The organism is Yonghaparkia sp. Root332 (genome assembly GCF_001425665.1).
GTDB lineage: Bacteria > Actinomycetota > Actinomycetes > Actinomycetales > Microbacteriaceae > Microcella.
The window spans coordinates 901,791-921,859 of sequence record NZ_LMCX01000001.1; the positions used below are offsets into that span (position 1 = coordinate 901,791).

Sequence of the window (20,069 nt, forward strand, 5' to 3'; positions counted from 1 at the left end):
GCCCGGTCTACTGTGCGCGCGCTCGGGGCAGGCGTACCGTCCCACCATGACACGAACCCCGCACACCCGAATGCGCTTCCTGTCACGGCTCAGCGCCGTCTCGATCCTCACGCTCGGCCTCGTGGTCGCCGCAGGGATCGCCCCCACCTCCGCGGCGCCCGGCGCCTCCGTCGGCAACTCGGTCGGAGGCTCGTACGTCGCGCTCGGCGACTCGTTCACCGCCGGGCAGGGCGCCTCGCCCTCGCTCGATGATCCGTGCCTCCGGAGCGCGACCGAGAGCTACCCGGCGATCCTCGCGAGCACGAGCAGCTATCGGGACAGGACGATCAATGCCGCATGCTCGGCGGCCAGCACGGGAAGCATCCCCGGTCAGATCGCGTCGGTCGACCCGAGGGTCGCGGCCCAGGCCTCGCTCGTCACGATCACGGTGGGCGGCATCGACGCGGGCGTCGCGGCGATCGTCGCGGCGTGCGGGCAGGACGCCCAGTCGCTCGCGTGCCAGGCCGCGTTCGGCACCGCGCTGGAGAACCTGCCGGACGTCGGCACGAGGCTGGCCGGAACGTACGCCGCCGTCGCGGCCGCGTTCCCCCGCGCGCGCATCCACGTGCTGACGTATCCGCGACTGTTCGACCCGGGGTTCCCCGACCCGGTGACGGCGGCCACGGTGAACGGCGCGACCGACGCCCTCAACCAAGTGATCGCGGGCGCCGTGGTCGCGAGCGGCCAGTCGCGCGTCTCGCTCGTCGACGTCACCGCGCGGTTCGCCGCCCACGGCATCGGCTCGTCGGACCCGTGGATCGCCTTCGGCCCGCCCGTCGAGAGTCTCCACCCGAACGCCGCCGGCAACGCCGCCTACGCTGCTGCGGTGCGGGAGGTCGCCACGATCCGCGGGCGCTGAGCACCCGCCTCCACCCACCCGGAACGCAGAACGGGCCGCCCCGAGGGGCGGCCCGTTCGTGCAAGAGGTGCGGCTACTCGCCGCCGCGCAGGATCGCGAGGAGGCGCAGGATCTCGACGTAGAGCCAGACGACCGTGACCATGATGCCGAACGCGGCGGTCCAGCCGAAGGCGGCGGGGGCGCCGCGGCGGACGCCCTGCTGGATCGAGTCGAAGTCGAGCACGAGCGAGTACGACGCGAGCAGGATGACGAAGATGCCGATCAGCACGCCCCACGGGATTCCGAAGAGCGGGCTCGGCGCGCTGCGGAGACCGAAGTCGCCGTCCGTCCCGCCGAAGACCATGAGGCCGAGGTTGATGAGGGAGAAGACCCCGTATCCGATCATCGCGACCAGGAAGACCTTCGTCGCCCTCTTCGACGCGCGGATCTTGCCGCTCCGGAAGAGGACGAGCACGACTCCCACGACGACCATGGTGCCGATCACGGCCTGACCGACGATGCCGTCGAGCTGCGACTCGAAGATCGCCGAGATGCCGCCGACGAAGATTCCCTCGAGGGCGGCGTAGGCGAGGGTGAGAGGCGCGCTGGGCTTCTTCTTGAAGATCAGGATGAGCGAGATGACGAACGCGGCGATCGCGGCCGGGATCGCGAGCAGCGGCACGAACCAGCCGACCGCGGCACCCGCCAGGAGGACGGCGAACGAGCCGACGATCTTCTGGATCGTGTTCTCGTACGTCATGCGGTCGGTCTGCTCCGCCGTGGCGGCGGGCCGGCCGTAGAGCTCGTCGAGCTGCTCGGCGCTCGGCGTCTGCGAGAACTGGACGGCCTTCGATGCGCTCTGCGTGAAGGCGGGGGAGTTCGAGAAAGCGGGATTGGACGTTGCCATGGGTTCCTCTTCGACGTGTCGGCCGCGGGGAGGCTCCCCGGTCGGCACTGCCCCCAGTGTAGAGAGGGATGCTCGGCGAAGGAACGCGGAACCCTATGCGCTCGCTGTGGGCGTATCGGGCGCGGTCGCGGCCTCCGGGCCCCGGGCGGGGCGGCGGATGCTCGCCACGGGCCGGGCGAGAGCCCGAGCGCCCCAGGCCGACGCGACGAGGACGGCGGCCGAGAGGGCGACGGCCACGGGCATCCAGCGATATTCGGTGAAGAGGGTCGCGCAGACGACGCCGTTGAGGAGGACGGGGCCGACGGCGAGCGCGCTGCGCCACGGACGGTGCCGCACGAGGAGCCAGAAGAGGAAGGGGACGGTCAGCGTCCACATGGACGACGGGCCGGTGAGGAGGAGCCAGACGACGAGCGTCGACGGTCCGAGCGGGACGATGCGTCGCCACCCGGCGGCGGGCATGATGAGCCAGCCGAGGACGTGCGCGGCTGAGCCCGTGATGAGCGGGATGAGGTTGCCGGTGTCGGAGGACTGCAGGTGCAGCAGGCCGCCGGCGATGAGGAGCAGGCCCAGCACCCAGCGGTCGCGGTAGCTGCCCCAGCGCAGGGGGAGGCGCGCGGCGGGCTCGACCCATGGGGTCGGAACGCGGGAGGCCGGGGGCGCGTCGGGCTCGCGACGGGGCGCGTTCTCGCTCACGAGCTCAGGGCCACCCAGACGGCGCCCACGGCGATGACCAGCAGCAGGAACCACAGCCAGCCCAGGCCCACGGCGACCCAGGCGATTCCGGCCCCGCGCTCGGCGCCGAACGAGCGGGCGACCTGACCGGCGGCGAGGTGGCCGAAGAGGGCGGCGAGCGGGCTGAGGAGGACTCCGAGGATCAGGGCGAGCACGGCGAGCGGGTTGAGGCGGGCGGCGCGAGCGGGCGGCGCGAGCGGGGCGACGTCGGTCGCGGCGGGGCTCGGGCCGGGCATCCCGTCGATCATGCTCGGCAGGCTACCCCGTAGGGTGGTCGCCGTGATCGAGCCCACGCGCGCGCTGCCGCTCATCGTCGCCCACCGCGGAGCGAGCGGGCATCGGCCCGAGCACACGCGGGCCGCGTACGAGCTCGCGATCGCCCTCGGCGCCGACGCGATCGAGCCCGACATCGTCGCCACGCGCGACGGCGTGCTCGTGCTGCGGCACGAGAACGAGATCAGCGGCACGACCGACGTCGCCGACCGCCCCGAGTTCGCCCACCGGCGCACGACGCGCGTCATCGACGGCGAGCGCCTCACCGGCTGGTTCACCGAGGACTTCACGTGGGGCGAGCTGTCGACCCTGCGCGCGCGCGAGCGGCTGCCGGGCACGCGGCAGGCGTCGACGCGCTTCGACGGGCGGTACCCGATCCTGCGCCTGCGCGACCTGATGGCGATCCTGGATGCGGCGCCCCGGCCCGTCGGCATGGTCGCCGAGATCAAGCACGCGACGCACTTCGCGGCGCTGGGCCTTCCGCTCGACGAGCTGTTCGCCGCCGAGGTCGCCGGCTGGAGCCCGGCGGCCCCCCTCGTCGTGGAGTCGTTCGAGCAGTCGGTGCTGCGGCAGCTCAGCGCGCGCGGGCTGCCGGCGCGGTACGTGTTCCTGCTCGAGAAGAGCGGGTCGCCTGCCGACCTCGTCGCCCGGTACGGCGCCGCGTCGCTCTCGTACGCGGGCCACCTGACGGATGAGGGACTCGCGCGGCTCGCGCGCGAGGTCGACGGGATCAGCGTCGACACCGCGCTCGTCGCGCGACCGGCCACGCGGGGCGGACCGGTCGTCGTGAGCGACCTCGTCGACCGCGCCCACGCCGCCGGGCTCTCCGTGTTCGCGTGGACCCTGCGCCCCGAGAACCGCTTCCTGCCCGGCTCGCTGCGGATCGGCTCGAGCGCCGCGGCGCACGGCGACTGGATGACCTGGTTCACCACCCTCATGCGGGCAGGCCTCGACGGCGTCTTCGCCGACCATCCCGACCTGGCGCTCGAGGCGCGCGCGGCGCTCGCCGCGGGCTGACCGGCTGCGCGCCCGCCCGCGGCCTGCCCGCGCGGTCGATCCTCCCGGCCCGCCCCGCGCTCCCCGCGCGGCAGTGCTCGACCAAATGAAGGGAGCGACGCGCGCGAACGCGGCGTGTCGAGCTCGACACGCCGCGGAGCGGCGTCCTGCTCCCTTCATTTGGTCGACGGCCGGGGCGTGAGCGCGGTTGCTGATCACCGCGTCAGTGGTGATCGCCGCGTTCGATCGCGGCGAGTACGGCGTGCTCGACCTCGGCCCAGCGGTGGAGCACCTGGTCGTGGCTGAACCGCAGACCCCGGCGGCCGCCGCTGCTGATCGCCGCGTCGCGTGCGCGATCCCGCTCGAACTGGTCCGCGAGATCGTGATAGCCGCGTCCATCGACCTCGATGACGAGCCTGCGCCCGATGAGGAAGTCGACGCGTCCCACTCCCGGCAGCGGGACCTGCCGGAGCGGCGCGATACCGAGGCGGAGCATCCGCACGGAGAAGACCGTCTCGGTGCCGGAGTCGCGGCGTCCATCCACGCCTTCCCACTCGTCGACCCCGAAGCGCCGACGGAGCTCGGAAGCCTGCTCCGGCACCCGCCGGATCAGCGAATCGAGCGCCGCGAGCGCGATGTCGCGCTCGATGCACGAGAAGTAGTCGTCGAGTGCGTCGAGCGGGCCGGCGAGGAGGCGCGAGGAGTCGGTCGAGCTCGGTGACCAGTGCACGACTGCGCGATCGTCGGGATGCTCGGAGAGGCGCTCGCGCGAGTCCCGAGTCGTGCGCAGCCGGCACGAGGTGTGGTGCACGCGAACGTGCACGCCGCTCCGCTGCACGCTCCATAGGTCGTGAGCCTCGAGCGCCCGTGAGCAGGTGAGCACGCCTCCGACGCGCACGGCCTGGAGCGCGGGAGCGGCGGTGCCGGGCAGCACGTACCAGCCCTGCCGGGCGCGCCCGCACTCCCTTCATTTGGTCGATCCCGGGGGCGAGGGGTGGGGGGTGAGGGCGACGGCGGGCGGCGCGGATGCTCTGCTCCCGCTCGGCGGGCGGCGTCGGGGGTGCGACCTAGACTTGGGCGGTCATGTCCTTCCTGCCCGACGAGTCCCTCGACATCCCCGGTCTCACGCCGCCGCCGCGTGCGCAGCCCCCCGCCGCCGCACAAACCGCCCCCGCCGCCGCGACCGACGACCCCCTGCTCGCGGGCCTCAACCCGCAGCAGCGCGCGGCCGTGCTGTCGCGCGCCGAGGCGCTGCTCATCGTCGCGGGCGCGGGCTCGGGCAAGACGAGCGTGCTGACCCGGCGCATCGCGCGCCTGCTGCGCGATCGCGAGCTGTGGCCGAGCCAGATCCTCGCCATCACGTTCACGAACAAGGCCGCGGGCGAGATGCGCGAGCGGGTCGGCCAGCTCATCGGCCACGAGGCCGCGAACGGAATGTGGATCTCCACCTTCCACTCCGCGTGCGTGCGCATCCTGCGCCGCGAGGCCCAGCAGTTCGGCTTCACGCAGGCCTTCACGATCTACGACTCCGCCGACTCGCGCGCCCTCATCAAGCGCATCGTCAAGGACCTGCAGGCCGACACCCTCGGGCTCACGGTCAGCGCTGCGTCCGGCAAGATCTCGCGCCTGAAGAACGAGCTCATCGACGCGGAGGGCTACAGCCGCCAGCTCAACCCGAACGATCCGACCGAGGTGATGTTCCTCGAGGTGTTCCGCCGCTACTCGGCCGAGCTCGCCCGGGCGAACGCCTTCGACTTCGACGACCTCATCGCGCAGACGGTCTACCTGTTCCGCGCCTTCCCGCAGGTCGCGGCGCTCTACCAGCGCCGCTTCCGGCACATCCTGGTCGATGAGTACCAGGACACGAACCATGCCCAGTACGCGCTCATCCGCGAGCTGACGCGGGCGGTCGAGCCGCAGCACGTGCCCGCCGACACCCGCATCGAGACCGACGCGACCGGGGGCATCCCCGCTGCGGCCCTCACGGTCGTCGGCGACTCCGACCAGTCGATCTACGCGTTCCGCGGCGCCGACATCCGCAACATCGTCGAGTTCGAGCGCGACTTCCCGGGCGCCGAGGTGATCCTGCTCGAGCAGAACTACCGATCGACCCAGACGATCCTCGACGCCGCGAACGCCGTGATCGGCAACAACTTCGACCGCATCGCCAAGAACCTCTTCACCGAGGTCGGCGCGGGCGACAAGATCACGGGCTTCACCGGCTACAGCCAGCACGACGAGGCGCAGTTCGTCGCGGACGAGATCCAGAAGCTGCACGAGCAGGGTGTGCCGTACAACCAGATCGCCGTGTTCTACCGCACCAATGCGCAGACCCGCGCGCTGGAGGAGATCTTCATCCGCTCGGCGCTGCCGTACCGGGTGCTCGGCGGCACGAAGTTCTACGAGCGCGCCGAGATCAAGGACGTCATGGCGTACCTGATCGCGGTCGCGAACCCCGCCGACGCGCTCGCGCTGCGGCGCATCCTGAACACCCCGAAGCGCGGCATCGGGCCGGCGACGGAGACGGCCCTCGCCCTCCACGCCGACCAGCTGGGCGGCACCATGCGCGATGCGCTGGGGGATGCCGCGGCTCTCGGTCTCGGACCGAAAGTCACCGCGGCCATGCTCGACCTCGCCGGTGTTCTGGACGGCGCCTCGGCGAAGGTCGACACCGCGCTCGTGCCCGACATCCTGACTGCGATCCTCGAGCGGACGAAGTACGTCGAGCTGCTGCGCGCGAGCCGCGACCCGCAGGACGAGGCGCGCGCCGAGAACGTGGAGGAGCTCGTGGCGGTGACCCGCGAGTTCCAGCGCAACAACCCCGAGGGTCGCCTCATCGACTTCCTCACCGAGGTCGCGCTCGTCGCGGCCGCCGACGACCTCGACGACTCGAGCGGCACGGTGTCGCTCATGACGCTTCACACCGCGAAGGGCCTCGAGTACGACGCCGTCTTCATCACGGGCGTGGAGGAGAACCTCCTGCCCCACCAGATGAGCGCGAGCGAGCCCGGCGGCCCGGCGGAGGAGAGGCGCCTGTTCTACGTCGGCATCACGCGCGCCCGCAAGAGGCTGCACCTCTCTCTCGCCATGACGCGCTCGACCTTCGGCGACACCCAGGTCGCCGCGCCCAGCCGGTACCTCCAGGAGATCCCCGCCGAGCTCATCGACTGGCGCGATGCCCCCGGCATGGGCAATCGATCGGGTTCGAGCCAGCGCGCGCTGGGCACGACCCGCAGCGGGCGCGAGCAGTTCAGCTACGGCACCTCGCTCCCGCCCGGCAAGCCGAAGACCGAGTGGGCGAACCGGGTGACGGCGACCGTGCGCGACAACGGCGACCTCACCCTCGCCGCCGGCGACCGCATCCGTCACGTCGACTTCGGCGAGGGGCGCGTGACGGCCGTGACGGGCATCGGGCCCAAGAGCATCGCCGAGGTGCAGTTCGAGTCGGCGGGGCGGAAGAGGCTCCTCATCAAGATCGCGCCCATAGAGAAGCTGTAAGTCCCGAGACGCCCGTGTGAACGTCCTGGCCCGTGCGGCGTGCGAGCGACGCCGACCCGCACGCACCAGAATGGGTGACGACGATCATCCGATGAAGGAGACGACCATGGATCTCGTGTCCATCCAGCACCCCGGCGGAGTCACCGAGCTCACCCTCGACGGCCGCCTGAACATGGTCACCGCCGCGCGCGTGCGCGAGGCCATCCACGAGGCGATCGTGGCGAACAGCGCCTCGATCGCGGTCGACCTGTCGAGGACGTCGTTCCTCGACTCCTCCGGTCTCGGAGCCCTCGTCTGGGGCCTCAAGGCCGCCCGCGAGGCCGGAGGCGACCTCGTGCTCGTGAACCCCACCGAGCAGGTCGTCCTCGTGCTCGACCTGACCAACATGAACGCGACCCTGCGGTCGTTCACGAGCGTCGCCGAGGCCTACCCGCATGGCTGACATGGTGGCGCGCACTCTGCGCATCACCTCCCCGCCCGACACCGTCGACACCGTCCACTCCGCCCTCGAATCCGTCTGGGCGGTCGTGCCCGACGTGCACCCCACCGACCGGATGTCCGTGGAGACCGCCGTCATCGAGCTCACCGCGAACGTCATCCAGTACGCCAATCGCGGAAACCCGGTCTCGTTCGCCCTCACGATCGTCGTCTACGACGATCGCATCGAGGCGACGCTGAGCGACGGGGGAGAGGTCGACGACGTCGGCCTCCACGACCGCGGGATGCCCGAGCCGATGGCCGAGCACGGCCGCGGCATCCCGATGATCCAGGCGCTCGTGGACTCGGTCGAGCACCGCCGCGTCGAGGGCTTCAACCACTGGACTCTCGTGCGCGCGCGCGAGGCCTCGCGCGACGTCCTGACCCCGGCCCGCGGCCTCCCCTCGGTCTCGATCAGCGGCGTCATCGACGAGATGGCACGGCAGCGCGCGCTCGAGGAGCTCGCGATACTCGACACCGCCCCGGAGGAGCGCTTCGACCGCGTGACCCGCCTCGCGCAGCAGCTGTTCGGCGTGACGGGCTCTGCGATCAACCTCATCGACCGCGACCGGCAGTGGTCGAAGTCGATGGTCGGGCCGTTCGGCACCGAAGTGCCGCGCGAGAACTCGGCGTGCGCCGTGACGATCGAGTCGGACGACACGCTCGTCGTCGCCGACCTCACGGCCGCACCCGGCTTCGAGCTCATCGCCATCCCCGGCGAGTTCGAGTTCTACGCCGGTCACCCGCTCTACGCTCCGGGCGGCGAGCGCATCGGATCGTTCTGCGTCTACGACGCGAAGCCCCGGCACTTCAGCGAGAAGGAGGCCGCGATGCTGCGCGACCTCGCCGCGTGGGTGCAGCAGGAGCTGTCGGTCAGCCAGGAGCTGAGCCGCGCCGCCGAGGTGCAGCAGGGCCTCCTGCCGCAGCAGCTGCTGAGCATGCCCGGGTGGGACATCGCCGGCATGTGCCTGCCCGCGCGCGCGGTCGGCGGCGACTTCTTCGACTGGTACCCGGTGGGGGAGGGCGCGGCGTTCACGCTCGCCGACACGATGGGCAAGGGCATCGGGGCCGCGATCATCGCCGCCACCGTGCGAGCCGTGCTGCGATCGGCGGCGCGATTCGGCGACGTCGCCGGCGCGGTCGACGCGGCCGCGGCATCCCTCACCGGCGACCTCGACTCGACGGGCCTGTTCGTCACGCTCTTCCACGGTCGTCTCGACATGGACTCGGGCGAGCTGACCTTCGTCGATGCGGGCCACGGTCTGACCTTCATCGCGCGGGCCGACGGCACGGTTGAACGATTGAAATCGACATCGCCTCCCCTCGGGATCGACATCGAGACCGAGTGGATCCCGCAGACGGTGACGATCGAGCCCGGCGACGCGCTCATCAGCGTGAGCGACGGCGTGCTCGATCTCTACGACGGCGTCCCCGAGGCGCTCGAGAGCGTCACGACGCTCACCCTGCTCGCCGACAGCGCCGCGGAGATCGTCGATGCGATGCGCGCGCGTGCGCGAGGCGTGGCCCCCGACGACGTGACCGTCCTCGTCGTCCGGAGAGACGTGTGAGCCCGGAGAACGACCTGACGCCGGAGACCTCCGCGCGTCGCCATCTGCTCCTGCGGATCCTCGTCCTGCTGACGCTCACCTCCGGGCTCGTCTACATCTCGTGGCGATGGACGGCCTCGCTGAACTTCGACGCGTGGTGGATCGCGATCCCTCTCGTCGTCGCGGAGACCTACAGCATCATCGACGTGGCTCTCTTCGGCATGACCATGTGGAGGGCCAGGCGGCGGCCGGCGCCGCCCGCCGCCCCCGATGGCGCGACGGTCGACGTCTTCATCACGACCTACAACGAGGACGTCGAGCTCGTCTCCGCCACCGCCGCCGCGGCGCGGCGGATCAGCTTCCCGCATCGCACCTGGATCCTCGACGACGGCGCCCGGCCCGAGATGGCGAAGGCCGCCGAGGCGCTCGGAGTCGGATACATCACGCGCACGCCCGACTGGAAGAACAAGCCGCTTCACGCGAAGGCGGGCAACGTCAACAACGCCCTCATGCAGACGGACGGCGAGTTCCTCCTGATCCTCGACGCGGACCAGATCCCCCGTCCCGAGATCCTCGACCGGACGCTCGGCTACTTCGACGATCCGCGGGTCGCGCTGGTCCAGACCCCGCAGCGCTTCTCGAACGTCGCGTCGGGCGACCCTCTGGGCAGTCAGGCTCCGCTCTTCTACGGTCCGATCCAGCAGGGCAAGGACGGCTGGAACGCCGCATTCTTCTGCGGCTCCAACGCCGTCCTGCGGCGCGACGCGCTCATGCAGCTCGGCGTCACGCGCTACGTCGTCGAGCTCGAGCAGGCGCTCGTCCGGGCGCTCCGCGGGGCGCGCAGCGTCATCCGTCGCGCGCGCCGTCATCCGGCGGCGGCGCACCCCGGGGTCTCGGAGGCGCTCGACGAGGTCCAGGCCGCCCTGCGTGACGCTCGGCAGGCGCTCGCCGCGGGTCAGGCCTTCGGGCGCGTCACCTACGACCTCCAGAGCCGTGTCGGCGAGATCTCGAGCCGCCTCGTCGAGTCCGACCTCCGACTGATCCGCTCCGATCTGGATGCCCTGCGCGAGCTCCCGATGGAGTCGGACGAGACCGTCGACACGGTCTCCGACATCGACCTGACGATCGACCGCCTGACGGCTCAGCAGCTCAGCCCCCTCGGCGCGATCGAATCCGTGCAGCGGCTCATCCGCTCGATCGACGTCGATCGTCACGACGAGGCGCAGCCCCTCATGCCGCTCGCCACGATCTCGGTGACGGAGGACATGGCGACGTCGATGCGCCTGCACGCTCTGGGCTGGTCGAGCGCGTACCACCACGAGACGCTCGCCGACGGTCTCGCGCCGGACGATCTGGGCACGATGCTCAAGCAGCGCCTTCGCTGGGCGCAGGGGACGGTCCAGGTCATGCTCCGCGACAATCCTCTGGTCAAGCGGGGCCTGAGCCTCGCGCAGCGCCTCATGTACTTCTCGACGATGTGGAGCTACCTCAGCGGGTTCGCGGCCGTGGTCTACTTCACGGCGCCGGTCGTCTTCCTCCTCTTCGGGATCCTCCCCGTGGACACGACGGCCGCGGAGTTCTTCCTCCGCTTCCTGCCCTTCATGGTGCTCAACCAGCTGATGTTCCTGGTGGCCAGCCGCGGGGTCTCGACCTGGCGCGGGCAGCAGTACAGCCTCGCGCTCTTCCCCGTGTGGATCCGCGCCGTCGTGAGCGCCGCGGGCAACGTACTCGCGGGCCGCCCGCTCGACTTCGTGGTCACGGCGAAGAGCCGCCAGTCCACCTCCGGAGGATGGCGGCTCGTGCGCTGGCAGCTCGTGGTCGCCGTGGTCCTCATCGTCGCGGCCGTCGTGGGGATCGTGCGCCTGGCGCTCGGAGTCGGGGAGTGGATCGGGACCGCCGTGAACCTCGCCTGGGTCGTGTTCGACCTGGTGATCCTGAGCGTGCTGATCCCCGCGCTGCGGTACGACGGCTACGACGGTGACGGTGCGGAGGCGCCGGAGGATGCCGCCGACGCTCGCGATCTCCGCGCGCGCGTCGGCGATGAGAGAGGAGAGGCCCATGGAGCTGAGTGAGCGGATGACGGATGACGGCATCTCGGTGGTGTCGCCGTCGGGGCGTCTGACGATGGTCGGAGCCCCGGACCTGCGTGAGATGGTCTCGAGCCTCGTCCGGGACGGGCGCACCCGTCTCGTCGTCGACCTGAGCGGCGTCACGTTCCTCGACTCCTCCGGCCTCGGGGCGCTCGTGGCCGGTCTGAAGTCGGCGCGTCAGGCGGGCGGCGACCTGCGGATCGCCGCGGCCTCCGAGCAGGTCCTCCTCGTCCTCAAGCTCACGAGCCTGGATCGCGTGCTCGAGCCCCACGCGAGCGTCGACGCGGCGTTCGCCGAGCTCCGCCCGCGGGATCGGCGGGGGCGTCGGGCTCGCTGACGAGTGTCACCGATGCCTCTCGGCGGGAGTACCCTGGACGAGGCCGTTTCTCTCGATATCGAGAGATCTCTCGACGTCGAACCACCTCGAGACCGAGAACCGCCGGCCGGTTCCGACGTACATCGCACGTGGATGGGAAGAGCAGAGCGTGGATCTTTTCGAGTACCAAGCACGGGACATGTTCGAGAAGCACGGTGTTCCCGTGCTCGCCGGCATCGTCGCCGACACCCCTGAGGAAGCCCGCGCCGCGGCCGAGAAGCTCGGCGGCGTCACGGTCGTGAAGGCTCAGGTCAAGACCGGAGGCCGCGGCAAGGCCGGCGGCGTCAAGGTCGCCAAGACGCCGGAGGACGCGGAGGCCGCGGCCGAGGCGATCCTGGGCCTCGACATCAAGGGCCACGTCGTCAAGCGCGTCATGGTCGCCGCCGGAGCGGACATCAAGGAGGAGTTCTACTTCTCCGTCCTGCTCGACCGCGCGAACCGCAGCTACCTCGCGCTGTGCAGCTACGAGGGCGGCATGGAGATCGAGCAGCTCGCCGAGGAGCGCCCCGAGGCGCTCGCGCGCGTCGAGGTCGACCCGGGTCGCGGCATCGACCTGGACAAGGCGCGCGAGATCGCGGTCGAGGCGAAGTTCCCGACCGAGCTCGTCGAGAAGGTCGCCCCCGTCTTCGTGACGCTGTACGACGTGTACGTGAAGGAGGACGCGACGCTCGTCGAGGTCAACCCGCTCGTGCTCACCGGCGCCGGCGACATCGTCGCCCTCGACGGCAAGGTCTCCCTCGACGAGAACGCCTCGTTCCGCCAGGCCGACCACGCGGCGCTCGAGGACAAGGACTCGACCGACCCGCTCGAGGCCAAGGCCAAGGAGCACGACCTCAACTACGTCAAGCTCGACGGCGAGGTCGGCATCATCGGCAACGGCGCCGGGCTCGTCATGTCGACGCTCGACGTCGTCGCCTACGCCGGTGAGGCGCACGGCGGCGTGAAGCCCGCCAACTTCCTCGACATCGGCGGCGGCGCCTCGGCCGAGGTCATGGCCGCGGGCCTCGACGTCATCCTCGGCGATGAGCAGGTCAAGAGCGTGTTCGTCAACGTCTTCGGCGGCATCACCGCGTGCGACGCCGTCGCGAACGGCATCGTGAAGGCCCTCGAGATCCTCGGCGACACGGCGACCAAGCCGCTCGTCGTCCGACTCGACGGCAACAACGTCGAGGAGGGTCGCCGCATCCTCGCCGACGCGAACCACCCGCTCGTGACGATCGCGAGCTCCATGGACGAGGGCGCCGACAAGGCCGCCGAGCTGGCTGCGAAGTAAGGGACGCGAACATGTCGATCTTCCTCAACAAGGACTCCAAGGTCATCGTCCAGGGCATCACCGGCGGCGAGGGCACCAAGCACACGGCGCTCATGCTGAAGGCCGGCACCCAGGTCGTCGGCGGCGTCAACGCCCGCAAGGCCGGCACGACCGTCTCGCACACCGCGGCCGACGGCTCGACCGTCGAGCTCCCGGTCTTCGGCACGGTCGCCGAGGCGATGTCGGCCACGGGCGCCGACGTCTCGATCGCGTTCGTGCCGCCGGCGTTCGCCAAGGACGCGGCGATCGAGGCCATCGACGCCGAGATGCCCCTCCTCGTGATCATCACCGAGGGCATCCCCGTGCTCGACTCGGCCGAGCTGTGGGCGCACGCGAAGGCCAAGGGCGGCACGACCCGCATCATCGGCCCGAACTGCCCGGGCATCATCACGCCCGGCGAGGCGCTCGTGGGCATCACGCCCGCGACGATCACCGGCAAGGGCCCGATCGGCCTCGTGTCGAAGTCGGGCACGCTGACCTACCAGATGATGTACGAGCTGCGCGACCTCGGCTTCTCGACCGCCATCGGCATCGGCGGCGACCCGATCATCGGCACGACGCACATCGACGCCCTCGCGGCGTTCGAGGCCGACCCCGAGACGAAGGCGATCGTCATGATCGGCGAGATCGGCGGCGACGCCGAGGAGCGCGCGGCCGACTTCATCAAGGCGAACGTCACCAAGCCCGTCGTCGGCTACGTCGCGGGCTTCACGGCCCCCGAGGGCAAGACGATGGGCCACGCGGGCGCGATCGTCTCCGGCTCGGCCGGCACGGCGCAGGCCAAGAAGGAGGCGCTCGAGGCCGCCGGCGTGAAGGTCGGCAAGACGCCGAGCGAGGCCGCCGCCCTCATGCGAGAGATCATCGCGGGGCTCTAGCGGGCATCCGCACCATCGACGGCCCTGTCGCTCCTCGTGAGCGGCGGGGCCGTTCGCATGCCCCGGCGGGCGCACCGAATCAGCGGATGCTCGCCCGGACCCGATCGTCGACCGAGGCCGCGCTCCGCCGGGTCAGTCGTCGTCGCGCGGGCTCACCGCGGGCGGCCAGCTCGACGAGCCGAGCTCGCGGGAGATGTTGCGCGCCGTCTCGCGCAGGTCGTTGAGCACCCCCGCCTCGGGGGGCCACTCGCTCGAGGGCATGACGACCGAGACCGCGGCGATGACGGAGCCGCTGCGGTCGGCGACGGGCACGGCGACGGACGATTCGCCGAGGACCGCCTCGTCCTCCTCGAAGGCGAGGGCGCGCTCAGCGATCTGTGCGAACTGGAGGCGGAGCGTCGCCGGGTCGGTGATGGTGTCACCCGTGAGGCTGCGCAGGGGCTTCGCGAGCAGCTCGTCGGCCGCCGACGGGTGGTAGGCGAGCAGCACCTTGCCGAGCGCCGAGGCGTGGGAGGGGATGGTGAGGCCCGTCTCGAGCATCTGCTGGCTGCCGTCGGGGCGCCGGTTGTGGTGGATGATGATGACCTCGTCGAACAGCTCGGCCCCGAGCCGGGCGGAGAGCCCGGTGCGGCGGGCGAGCTCGCGCGTCCAGCGCATCGCGCGCGCGCGAACGTCGAGCGTGTCGAGGTAGACGTTCGAGAGCTTGAGCAGTGCAGGGCCGAGCATGTAGCGCTGGCTGCCGGGCTCCTTCGCCACGAGGCCGTGGGCCTGCAGCGACTTGACGATGCCGTGCACGGTCGACGGCGGGAGCTCGAGGATCGCCGCGAGCTCGGTGATGCCGAGGTGCCGGGCGCCCTGCAGCGACGTGAGCACGCGCGCGGCGCGATCGATCGCCTGGATCATCGTCGAACCTCCTCGGTCTCCGCCCATTATGCGTGCTGTGCGCCTCGCCATCCGCAATTGCCGAACCCCTCAGCGATTCGCTCTTGACAGCACCCGCATTCTCGTCGCATATTCGACATTATCGAAAGGTGTTCCGGAAAACCCGGCTCACTCGGCGCCCATCGCCATCGATGATCCGCATGTTCGAAGGAGCACATATGGATGACAACCGGCAGTGGCAGAAGCTCGCCGCCGAGTTCCTCGGCACCGCCTTCCTCGTCTTCGTCGGGGTGGGTTCGGTGCCCGCCACCCTCATCGTGAACGGCGACGCGCCCTTCACGATGGCCGACCTGGGCATGATCTCGCTCGCGTTCGGGACGATCGTCGTCGTCACCGTCTACGTGTTCGGGTACATCTCGGGCAACCACATCAACCCGGCCGTGACCATCGCCCTCGCGGTGAGCGGCAAGTTCCCGTGGCGCGACGTCCCGGCCTACCTCGCCGCGCAGGTCGCCGGCGCGATCGCCGGCTCGTTCGCCATCGTCGGCGTGCTCGGGGCCCGCGCGAGCGAGGTCGGCCTCGGCGTCGCCGCCTACGATGCGGCGACCGTGCCCTGGTACCAGGCGTTCTTCGCCGAGTTCGTCGGCACCTTCCTGCTCGTGTTCGCGGTCTTCGGCGTGATCTACCGCCGCGCGGCGCCGGGCTGGGCGGGCCTCGCGATCGGCTTCGTGGTGTTCGCCGCGATCATCCCGGTCGCCCCGACCACGGGCGCATCCATCAACCCCGCCCGCACGACGGGGCCGATGCTCGTCCAGCAGCTGCTGGGCGGCGAGGTGGCGTGGGAGCAGTGGCCCGTGTACGTCGGCGCCGAACTGCTCGCCGGTGCACTCGCCGCACTCGCATTCGCCCTGTTGGCTCACACTGAAGGCGACAAGACTGGCCTCAAGGAAACCCTTGCGAAGAAGGAAGGAACCCTCTCGTCATGAAGAAGCTCATCAACGACCCCGATCACGTCCTCGCCGACGCGCTCCGCGGCATCGAGGCCGCGCACGCCGACCTCCGCGTCGATCACCAGAACCGCATCATCTACCGCGCCACCCCGAAGGACCACGGCACGGTCGCCCTCGTCAGCGGCGGCGGGTCGGGTCACGAGCCCCTGCACGGCGGCTTCGTCGGCTTCGGGATGCTCGACGCGGCCTGCGCGGGGGAGGTGTTCACCTCGCCGACGCCCGACCAGATGCAGGAGGCGACGAAGACCGTCGACCGCGGCGCGGGCGTTCTGCACATCGTCAAGAACTACACGGGCGACGTCATGAACTTCGAGATGGCCGCCGAGCTCGCCGCCATGGAGGCGAGCGTCGAGGTGCGCACCGTCGTCGTCAACGACGACGTCGCCGTGCAGGACTCGCTCTACACCGCGGGGCGCCGCGGCGTCGGGCTCACCGTCCTGCTGGAGAAGATCGTCGGCGCCGCCGCCGAGCAGGGCCGCAGCCTCGACGAGATCGTGGCGCTCGCCGAGAAGGTCAACGGCGACGGCCGTTCGATGGGCATGGCGCTCACGAGCTGCACGGTGCCCGCGGCCGGCAAGCCGACGTTCGACCTGCCCGACGACCAGATGGAGATCGGCATCGGCATCCACGGCGAGCCCGGTCGGCATCGCGTGCCGATGGGCACGGCGAGCGAGATCGCCCAGCAGCTCGTCGAGCCCATCCTCGGCGACCTCGACTTCGGCTCCTCCCCGACGATCGTCATGCTCAACGGCATGGGCGGCACGCCGCTCATCGAGCTGTACCTCATGTACGGCGAGGTCGCGGCGATCCTCGAGAAGCACGGCGTGACGGTCGCCCGCAGCCTCGTGGGCAACTACATCACCTCGCTCGACATGGCGGGCTGCTCGGTCACGGTGCTGCGCGCCGATGACGAGATCGTCTCGCTGTGGGACGCCCCCGTGGAGACGAGCGGTCTCCGCTGGGGTCGCTGACCGAGAGCGCCGCCGCGACCACCCGCACCCCGCACCGCCTGCCACCCCGGCACCGACGCCGAGACCGAGGAGAACCATGAGCACCACCGACACCATCACGATCGAGGGCTTCACCGCCTGGCTCGCCGCTTTCCGCGACCGCGTCACCGAGCACAGGTCGTACCTGACCGAGCTCGACTCGGCCATCGGCGACGCCGACCACGGGGCCAACATGGCCCGCGGCATGGCCGCCGTGATGGAGAAGGTGGGCGCCTCGCCCGCCACGACCGCCGACGAGCTGTTCAAGACGGTGGGGATGACCCTCGTCACGTCGGTGGGCGGGGCGAGCGGGCCGCTCTACGGCACCTTCTTCCTCCGACTCGGGATGACGGCCGGGGCGGTCGCGGAGTGCGATGCGGCGGCGCTCTCCTCCGCCCTCCGCGCCGGGCTCGACGGAGTCGTCGCGCGCGGCAAGGCCGAGGCGGGCGACAAGACGATGTTCGACGCGATGGCGCCCGCGCTCGAGGCGATGGATGCGGCGATCGCCTCGGGCGCATCCCTCGCCGAGGCGACGGCCGCGGCCCGCGATGCCGCCGAAGCCGGCCGCGACGCGACCGAGCCGCTCGTGGCCCGCAAGGGTCGCGCGAGCTATCTCGGCGAGCGCAGCGCCGGCCACCTCGACCCCGGCGCCACCTCTACCGCGCTGCTGTTCGACGCCCTCGCGGAGGTCACGGCGTCGTGAGCGTCGAAGCCCCCCGCGTCGGCATCGTCGCGGTCTCGCACAGTCGACCCCTCGCCGAGGCGGCCGTCGCCCTCGCCCTCGAGATGGTCGCGGGCGATCCGCCGCCCATCGCGATCGCGGCGGGCACGGCCGACGGCGGCACGGGCACCGATGCGGTGCGGGTCTCCGAGGCGATCGTGGAGGTCGGCGCGGGCGGCGCGGGCGTCGTCGTGCTCATGGATCTCGGCTCGGCCGTCATGAGCGCCGAGATGGCGCTCGAGTTCGTGGCCGACCCCGATCTCCGCGTGCGCCTCGTCTCGGCGCCCTTCGTCGAGGGCCTCCTCGCGGCCGTCGTCCGCGCGGCCGGCGGGGCCGACCTCGACACCGTCGCCACCGAGGCGCTCGGCGCCCTGCGTCCGAAGAGCGAGCAGCTGGGGGACGCGCCCGTCGTCAGTGGGGACTCCGCGACCGCCGACGCGACGAACGCGGCGGATGCCCCGCCGGCCCCCGTCGACGACCTCGCGTCGGCCGCACCCCCGCCCGCGATCGCGGAGGCGGTCGTGCGCAACGTGGCAGGCCTTCACGCCCGCCCGGCGGCCGAGATCGCCGGTCTCGTGGCCGAGCGCGGCGTCGCCCTCACTCTCGCGACCGGGTCGAAGGGCCCGGTCGACGCGACGAGCCCGATCGGCATCGCCATCCTGGGCGCGGGCCCCGGCACGATCGTCCGCATCGCGGCGAGCGGCGCGGGCGCCGCCGAGGCGGTCGAAGAGGTGCGCGCGCTCATCGAGTCGGGCTTCGGCGAGGAGCTCGCCGAGCTCGACGGCGCCGCTGCGACACCCGCCGCCCCGGCCGCCGCCCCCGCCGCCTCGGCCCCCGTCGCCCCCGCGCGCCCTGCCGCCCTGTCCCACCCCCTGGGCGTGAGCTCCGGCCGTGTGGTCGGCCCCGTCGCCGTCATGGTGCACGCGGCCGACGAGCCTGACGCGGCCGCGCGCATCCCCGCCGACGAGCGGCGCGGCGCGGCGACGCGCCTGCGCGAGTCGATGCTCGCCGTCGCGGGCGAGATGCACACGACGGCGCAGACCCTCAGCGGCCAGCGCCGCGACGTGCTCGTCGCGACCGCCGCGATCGCCGCCGACCCGGCCCTGCATCGTGCGGCCGAGTCGCTCGTGCGCGACGAGGGGCTCACGCCCGAGCGCGCGGTCTGGGTCGAGCTGGGCCGCACCGCCGCGCAGTACCGCGAGCTCGGCGGGCGCATGGCCGAGCGCGTGACCGACCTCGTCGACGTGCGCGACCGCATCATCGCCCGTCTCACGGGCGTCGAGCGGCCGGGTGTGCCCGAGCGCGACCACCCGTTCATCCTCGTCGCCGACGACCTCGCCCCCGTCGACACGGTCGGCCTCGACCCCGAGCGCTGCCTCGCGATCGTCACCGAGCAGGGCGGTCCGACCTCGCACACGGCGATCCTCGCGCGCGAGCTCGGTCTGCCGGCCATCGTCGGCGCGGCCGGGGCGACGGCGCTCGCCGACGGCACCGTCGTTCTCGTCGACGGCGACACGGGCGAGCTCATCGTCCAGCCCGACGAGGGCACGCGCGCGACCGCGACGGGCGTCATCACCCTGCCGCCCTTCGAGGGCCCGGGCGAGACGGCCGACGGGCACCGCGTCGTGCTCGGGGCGAATGTCGGCGCCCCCCGCGACATCCGCCGCGCCGTCGAGCGCGGGGCCGAGGGCGTCGGGCTGTTCCGCACCGAGTTCTGCTTCCTCGACCGCACGAGCGAGCCGAGCGTCGACGACCAGATCGCGGCCTACCGCGAGGTCTTCGCGGCCTTCCCCGGTGCGCGCGTCGTCGTCCGCACCCTCGACGCCGGCAGCGACAAGCCCCTGCCGTTCCTCACCTCCGACGACGAGCCGAACCCCGCGCTCGGAGTCCGCGGCTACCGCACCTCCCGCCGCGACCCCGAGGTGCTCGACGCGCAGCTGCGCGCGATCGCGCGCGCCGCCGGCGCCGAGAGGGCGGATGCCTGGGTCATGGCCCCGATGATCGCGACCGTCGCCGAGGCGACCGAGTTCGCCGCGCGCGCCCGCGCCGCGGGCAACGCCACGGTCGGCGTGATGATCGAGACTCCGGCCGCGGCGCTCGTCGCCGACGAGCTGTGCGCCGCCGTCGACTTCGTGAGCATCGGCACCAACGACCTCTCGCAGTACACGATGGCCGCCGACCGCATGTCGGGCGAGCTCGCCCACCTCGCCGACCCGTGGCAACCCGCGGTGCTCCGCGCCATCCGCCTGATCGGCGCGGCGGGCACCCGGTCGGGCACCCCGGTCGGGGTGTGCGGCGAGGCCGCCGCCGACCCCGCGCTCGCGCCCGTGCTCGTGGGGCTCGGCGTGACGAGCCTGTCGATGGCGGCGCGCGCGATCACCGCGGTGGGGGCGATCGTGTCCTCCGCGACGCTCGCGCAGTGCCGGGCCGCGGCCGAGGCGGCGTGCGCGGCGACCGATCCGGCGGCGGCCCGAGCGGCGGCGCGGGAGGCCCTGGCCAGCTAGCCC

General features: G+C 71.8%; 18 protein-coding genes. 13 read left to right on the forward strand and 5 right to left on the reverse strand.

The features are described from left to right. Window positions 1-46: 46 nt before the first annotated feature. Window positions 47-898, forward strand: a complete 852-nt coding sequence (locus tag ASC54_RS04360) for an SGNH/GDSL hydrolase family protein (protein WP_082514837.1) — start codon at window positions 47-49, stop codon at window positions 896-898. 73 nt (window positions 899-971) lie between these two features. On the opposite strand, the gene ASC54_RS04365 is transcribed toward ASC54_RS04360, so the two are convergent. The 3 genes from ASC54_RS04365 to ASC54_RS04375 form a co-directional block, all read right to left on the reverse strand. After that, window positions 972-1,784: a Bax inhibitor-1/YccA family protein gene (locus tag ASC54_RS04365; protein ID WP_055857101.1), complete on the reverse strand. Its 813-nt coding sequence runs from the start codon at window positions 1,782-1,784 to the stop codon at window positions 972-974. 93 nt (window positions 1,785-1,877) lie between these two features. After that, the gene (locus tag ASC54_RS04370; protein ID WP_200932267.1) at window positions 1,878-2,477 is read right to left on the reverse strand and encodes a hypothetical protein; all 600 of its coding nucleotides are present in this window, start codon (window positions 2,475-2,477) and stop codon (window positions 1,878-1,880) included. Then, window positions 2,474-2,764 (reverse strand): DUF4190 domain-containing protein, encoded by a 291-nt coding sequence (locus ASC54_RS04375; RefSeq protein ID WP_055896898.1) that lies wholly within the window; start codon window positions 2,762-2,764, stop codon window positions 2,474-2,476. Before ASC54_RS04375 ends, ASC54_RS04370 begins: the two co-directional genes overlap by 4 nt. Between ASC54_RS04375 and ASC54_RS04380 the strand changes: the two genes are divergently transcribed. Next, window positions 2,763-3,806: a glycerophosphodiester phosphodiesterase family protein gene (locus ASC54_RS04380; protein ID WP_055859180.1), complete on the forward strand. Its 1,044-nt coding sequence runs from the start codon at window positions 2,763-2,765 to the stop codon at window positions 3,804-3,806. The genes ASC54_RS04375 and ASC54_RS04380 overlap by 2 nt on opposite strands. 202 nt (window positions 3,807-4,008) lie before the next feature. Here ASC54_RS04380 and ASC54_RS04385 read toward each other — a convergent pair whose 3' ends face one another. Then, window positions 4,009-4,719: an endonuclease domain-containing protein gene (locus ASC54_RS04385; RefSeq protein WP_055896901.1), complete on the reverse strand. Its 711-nt coding sequence runs from the start codon at window positions 4,717-4,719 to the stop codon at window positions 4,009-4,011. Window positions 4,720-4,868: 149 nt separating this feature from the next. Between ASC54_RS04385 and ASC54_RS04390 the strand changes: the two genes are divergently transcribed. The 7 genes from ASC54_RS04390 to sucD all read left to right on the forward strand — a co-directional run bounded on the left by ASC54_RS04390 (window position 4,869) and on the right by sucD (window position 13,960). Next, window positions 4,869-7,283, forward strand: coding sequence for an ATP-dependent helicase (locus ASC54_RS04390; protein WP_082514838.1), 2,415 nt, complete (start codon window positions 4,869-4,871; stop codon window positions 7,281-7,283). Between the two features lie 106 nt (window positions 7,284-7,389). Continuing rightward, window positions 7,390-7,725 carry an STAS domain-containing protein gene (locus ASC54_RS04395; RefSeq protein WP_055897972.1) on the forward strand — a complete coding sequence of 112 codons (336 nt, stop codon included), beginning with the start codon at window positions 7,390-7,392 and terminating at the stop codon, window positions 7,723-7,725. After that, a complete protein-coding gene (locus ASC54_RS04400; RefSeq protein ID WP_082514839.1) occupies window positions 7,718-9,328 on the forward strand; it encodes a SpoIIE family protein phosphatase in 1,611 nt (536 codons plus the stop codon). The genes ASC54_RS04395 and ASC54_RS04400 overlap by 8 nt, the downstream gene beginning before the upstream one ends. Further along, window positions 9,325-11,379, forward strand: a complete 2,055-nt coding sequence (locus ASC54_RS04405; RefSeq protein ID WP_235451379.1) for a glycosyltransferase family 2 protein — start codon at window positions 9,325-9,327, stop codon at window positions 11,377-11,379. Before ASC54_RS04400 ends, ASC54_RS04405 begins: the two co-directional genes overlap by 4 nt. Then, the gene (locus ASC54_RS04410) at window positions 11,366-11,734 is read left to right on the forward strand and encodes an STAS domain-containing protein (RefSeq protein ID WP_055857090.1); all 369 of its coding nucleotides are present in this window, start codon (window positions 11,366-11,368) and stop codon (window positions 11,732-11,734) included. The genes ASC54_RS04405 and ASC54_RS04410 overlap by 14 nt, the downstream gene beginning before the upstream one ends. 148 nt (window positions 11,735-11,882) lie before the next feature. Continuing rightward, a complete protein-coding gene (sucC, locus tag ASC54_RS04415; protein WP_055896903.1) occupies window positions 11,883-13,046 on the forward strand; it encodes an ADP-forming succinate--CoA ligase subunit beta in 1,164 nt (387 codons plus the stop codon). 11 nt (window positions 13,047-13,057) lie between these two features. After that, a complete protein-coding gene (gene sucD, locus ASC54_RS04420; protein WP_055896906.1) occupies window positions 13,058-13,960 on the forward strand; it encodes a succinate--CoA ligase subunit alpha in 903 nt (300 codons plus the stop codon). A 132-nt stretch (window positions 13,961-14,092) separates the two neighbouring features. Here sucD and ASC54_RS04425 read toward each other — a convergent pair whose 3' ends face one another. Next, on the reverse strand, window positions 14,093-14,863 hold the full coding sequence (locus ASC54_RS04425) for an IclR family transcriptional regulator (RefSeq protein ID WP_055857079.1): 771 nt from the start codon (window positions 14,861-14,863) through the stop codon (window positions 14,093-14,095). Window positions 14,864-15,060: 197 nt separating this feature from the next. Between ASC54_RS04425 and ASC54_RS04430 the strand changes: the two genes are divergently transcribed. The 4 genes from ASC54_RS04430 to ptsP all read left to right on the forward strand — a co-directional run bounded on the left by ASC54_RS04430 (window position 15,061) and on the right by ptsP (window position 20,066). After that, entirely contained in the window at window positions 15,061-15,828 is a 768-nt protein-coding gene (locus tag ASC54_RS04430; protein ID WP_055857075.1) for an MIP/aquaporin family protein, read from the forward strand. Then, window positions 15,825-16,823 carry a dihydroxyacetone kinase subunit DhaK gene (gene dhaK, locus ASC54_RS04435; protein WP_055857072.1) on the forward strand — a complete coding sequence of 333 codons (999 nt, stop codon included), beginning with the start codon at window positions 15,825-15,827 and terminating at the stop codon, window positions 16,821-16,823. The genes ASC54_RS04430 and dhaK overlap by 4 nt, the downstream gene beginning before the upstream one ends. A gap of 76 nt (window positions 16,824-16,899) precedes the next feature. Next, the gene (gene dhaL, locus ASC54_RS04440) at window positions 16,900-17,544 is read left to right on the forward strand and encodes a dihydroxyacetone kinase subunit DhaL (protein ID WP_055857069.1); all 645 of its coding nucleotides are present in this window, start codon (window positions 16,900-16,902) and stop codon (window positions 17,542-17,544) included. Continuing rightward, window positions 17,541-20,066 carry a phosphoenolpyruvate--protein phosphotransferase gene (ptsP, locus tag ASC54_RS12570; RefSeq protein WP_082514840.1) on the forward strand — a complete coding sequence of 842 codons (2,526 nt, stop codon included), beginning with the start codon at window positions 17,541-17,543 and terminating at the stop codon, window positions 20,064-20,066. The genes dhaL and ptsP overlap by 4 nt, the downstream gene beginning before the upstream one ends. Window positions 20,067-20,069 lie beyond the last annotated feature (3 nt).

Excerpts from the sequence above, each read along its gene's own strand:
- ASC54_RS04430 (WP_055857075.1), top strand. The coding sequence starts at position 15,061 with ATGGATGACAACCGGCAGTGGCAGAAGCTCGCCGCCGAGTTCCTCGGC.
- dhaL (WP_055857069.1), top strand. The coding sequence starts at position 16,900 with ATGAGCACCACCGACACCATCACGATCGAGGGCTTCACCGCCTGGCTC.
- dhaK (WP_055857072.1), top strand. The coding sequence starts at position 15,825 with ATGAAGAAGCTCATCAACGACCCCGATCACGTCCTCGCCGACGCGCTC.
- ASC54_RS04400 (WP_082514839.1), top strand. The coding sequence starts at position 7,718 with ATGGCTGACATGGTGGCGCGCACTCTGCGCATCACCTCCCCGCCCGAC.
- ASC54_RS04365 (WP_055857101.1), bottom strand. The coding sequence starts at position 1,784 with ATGGCAACGTCCAATCCCGCTTTCTCGAACTCCCCCGCCTTCACGCAG.
- sucD (WP_055896906.1), top strand. The coding sequence starts at position 13,058 with ATGTCGATCTTCCTCAACAAGGACTCCAAGGTCATCGTCCAGGGCATC.
- ASC54_RS04410 (WP_055857090.1), top strand. The coding sequence starts at position 11,366 with ATGGAGCTGAGTGAGCGGATGACGGATGACGGCATCTCGGTGGTGTCG.
- ASC54_RS04360 (WP_082514837.1), top strand. The coding sequence starts at position 47 with ATGACACGAACCCCGCACACCCGAATGCGCTTCCTGTCACGGCTCAGC.
- ASC54_RS04390 (WP_082514838.1), top strand. The coding sequence starts at position 4,869 with ATGTCCTTCCTGCCCGACGAGTCCCTCGACATCCCCGGTCTCACGCCG.
- ASC54_RS04380 (WP_055859180.1), top strand. The coding sequence starts at position 2,763 with ATGCTCGGCAGGCTACCCCGTAGGGTGGTCGCCGTGATCGAGCCCACG.
- ASC54_RS04375 (WP_055896898.1), bottom strand. The coding sequence starts at position 2,764 with ATGATCGACGGGATGCCCGGCCCGAGCCCCGCCGCGACCGACGTCGCC.
- ASC54_RS04395 (WP_055897972.1), top strand. The coding sequence starts at position 7,390 with ATGGATCTCGTGTCCATCCAGCACCCCGGCGGAGTCACCGAGCTCACC.
- ASC54_RS04425 (WP_055857079.1), bottom strand. The coding sequence starts at position 14,863 with ATGATCCAGGCGATCGATCGCGCCGCGCGCGTGCTCACGTCGCTGCAG.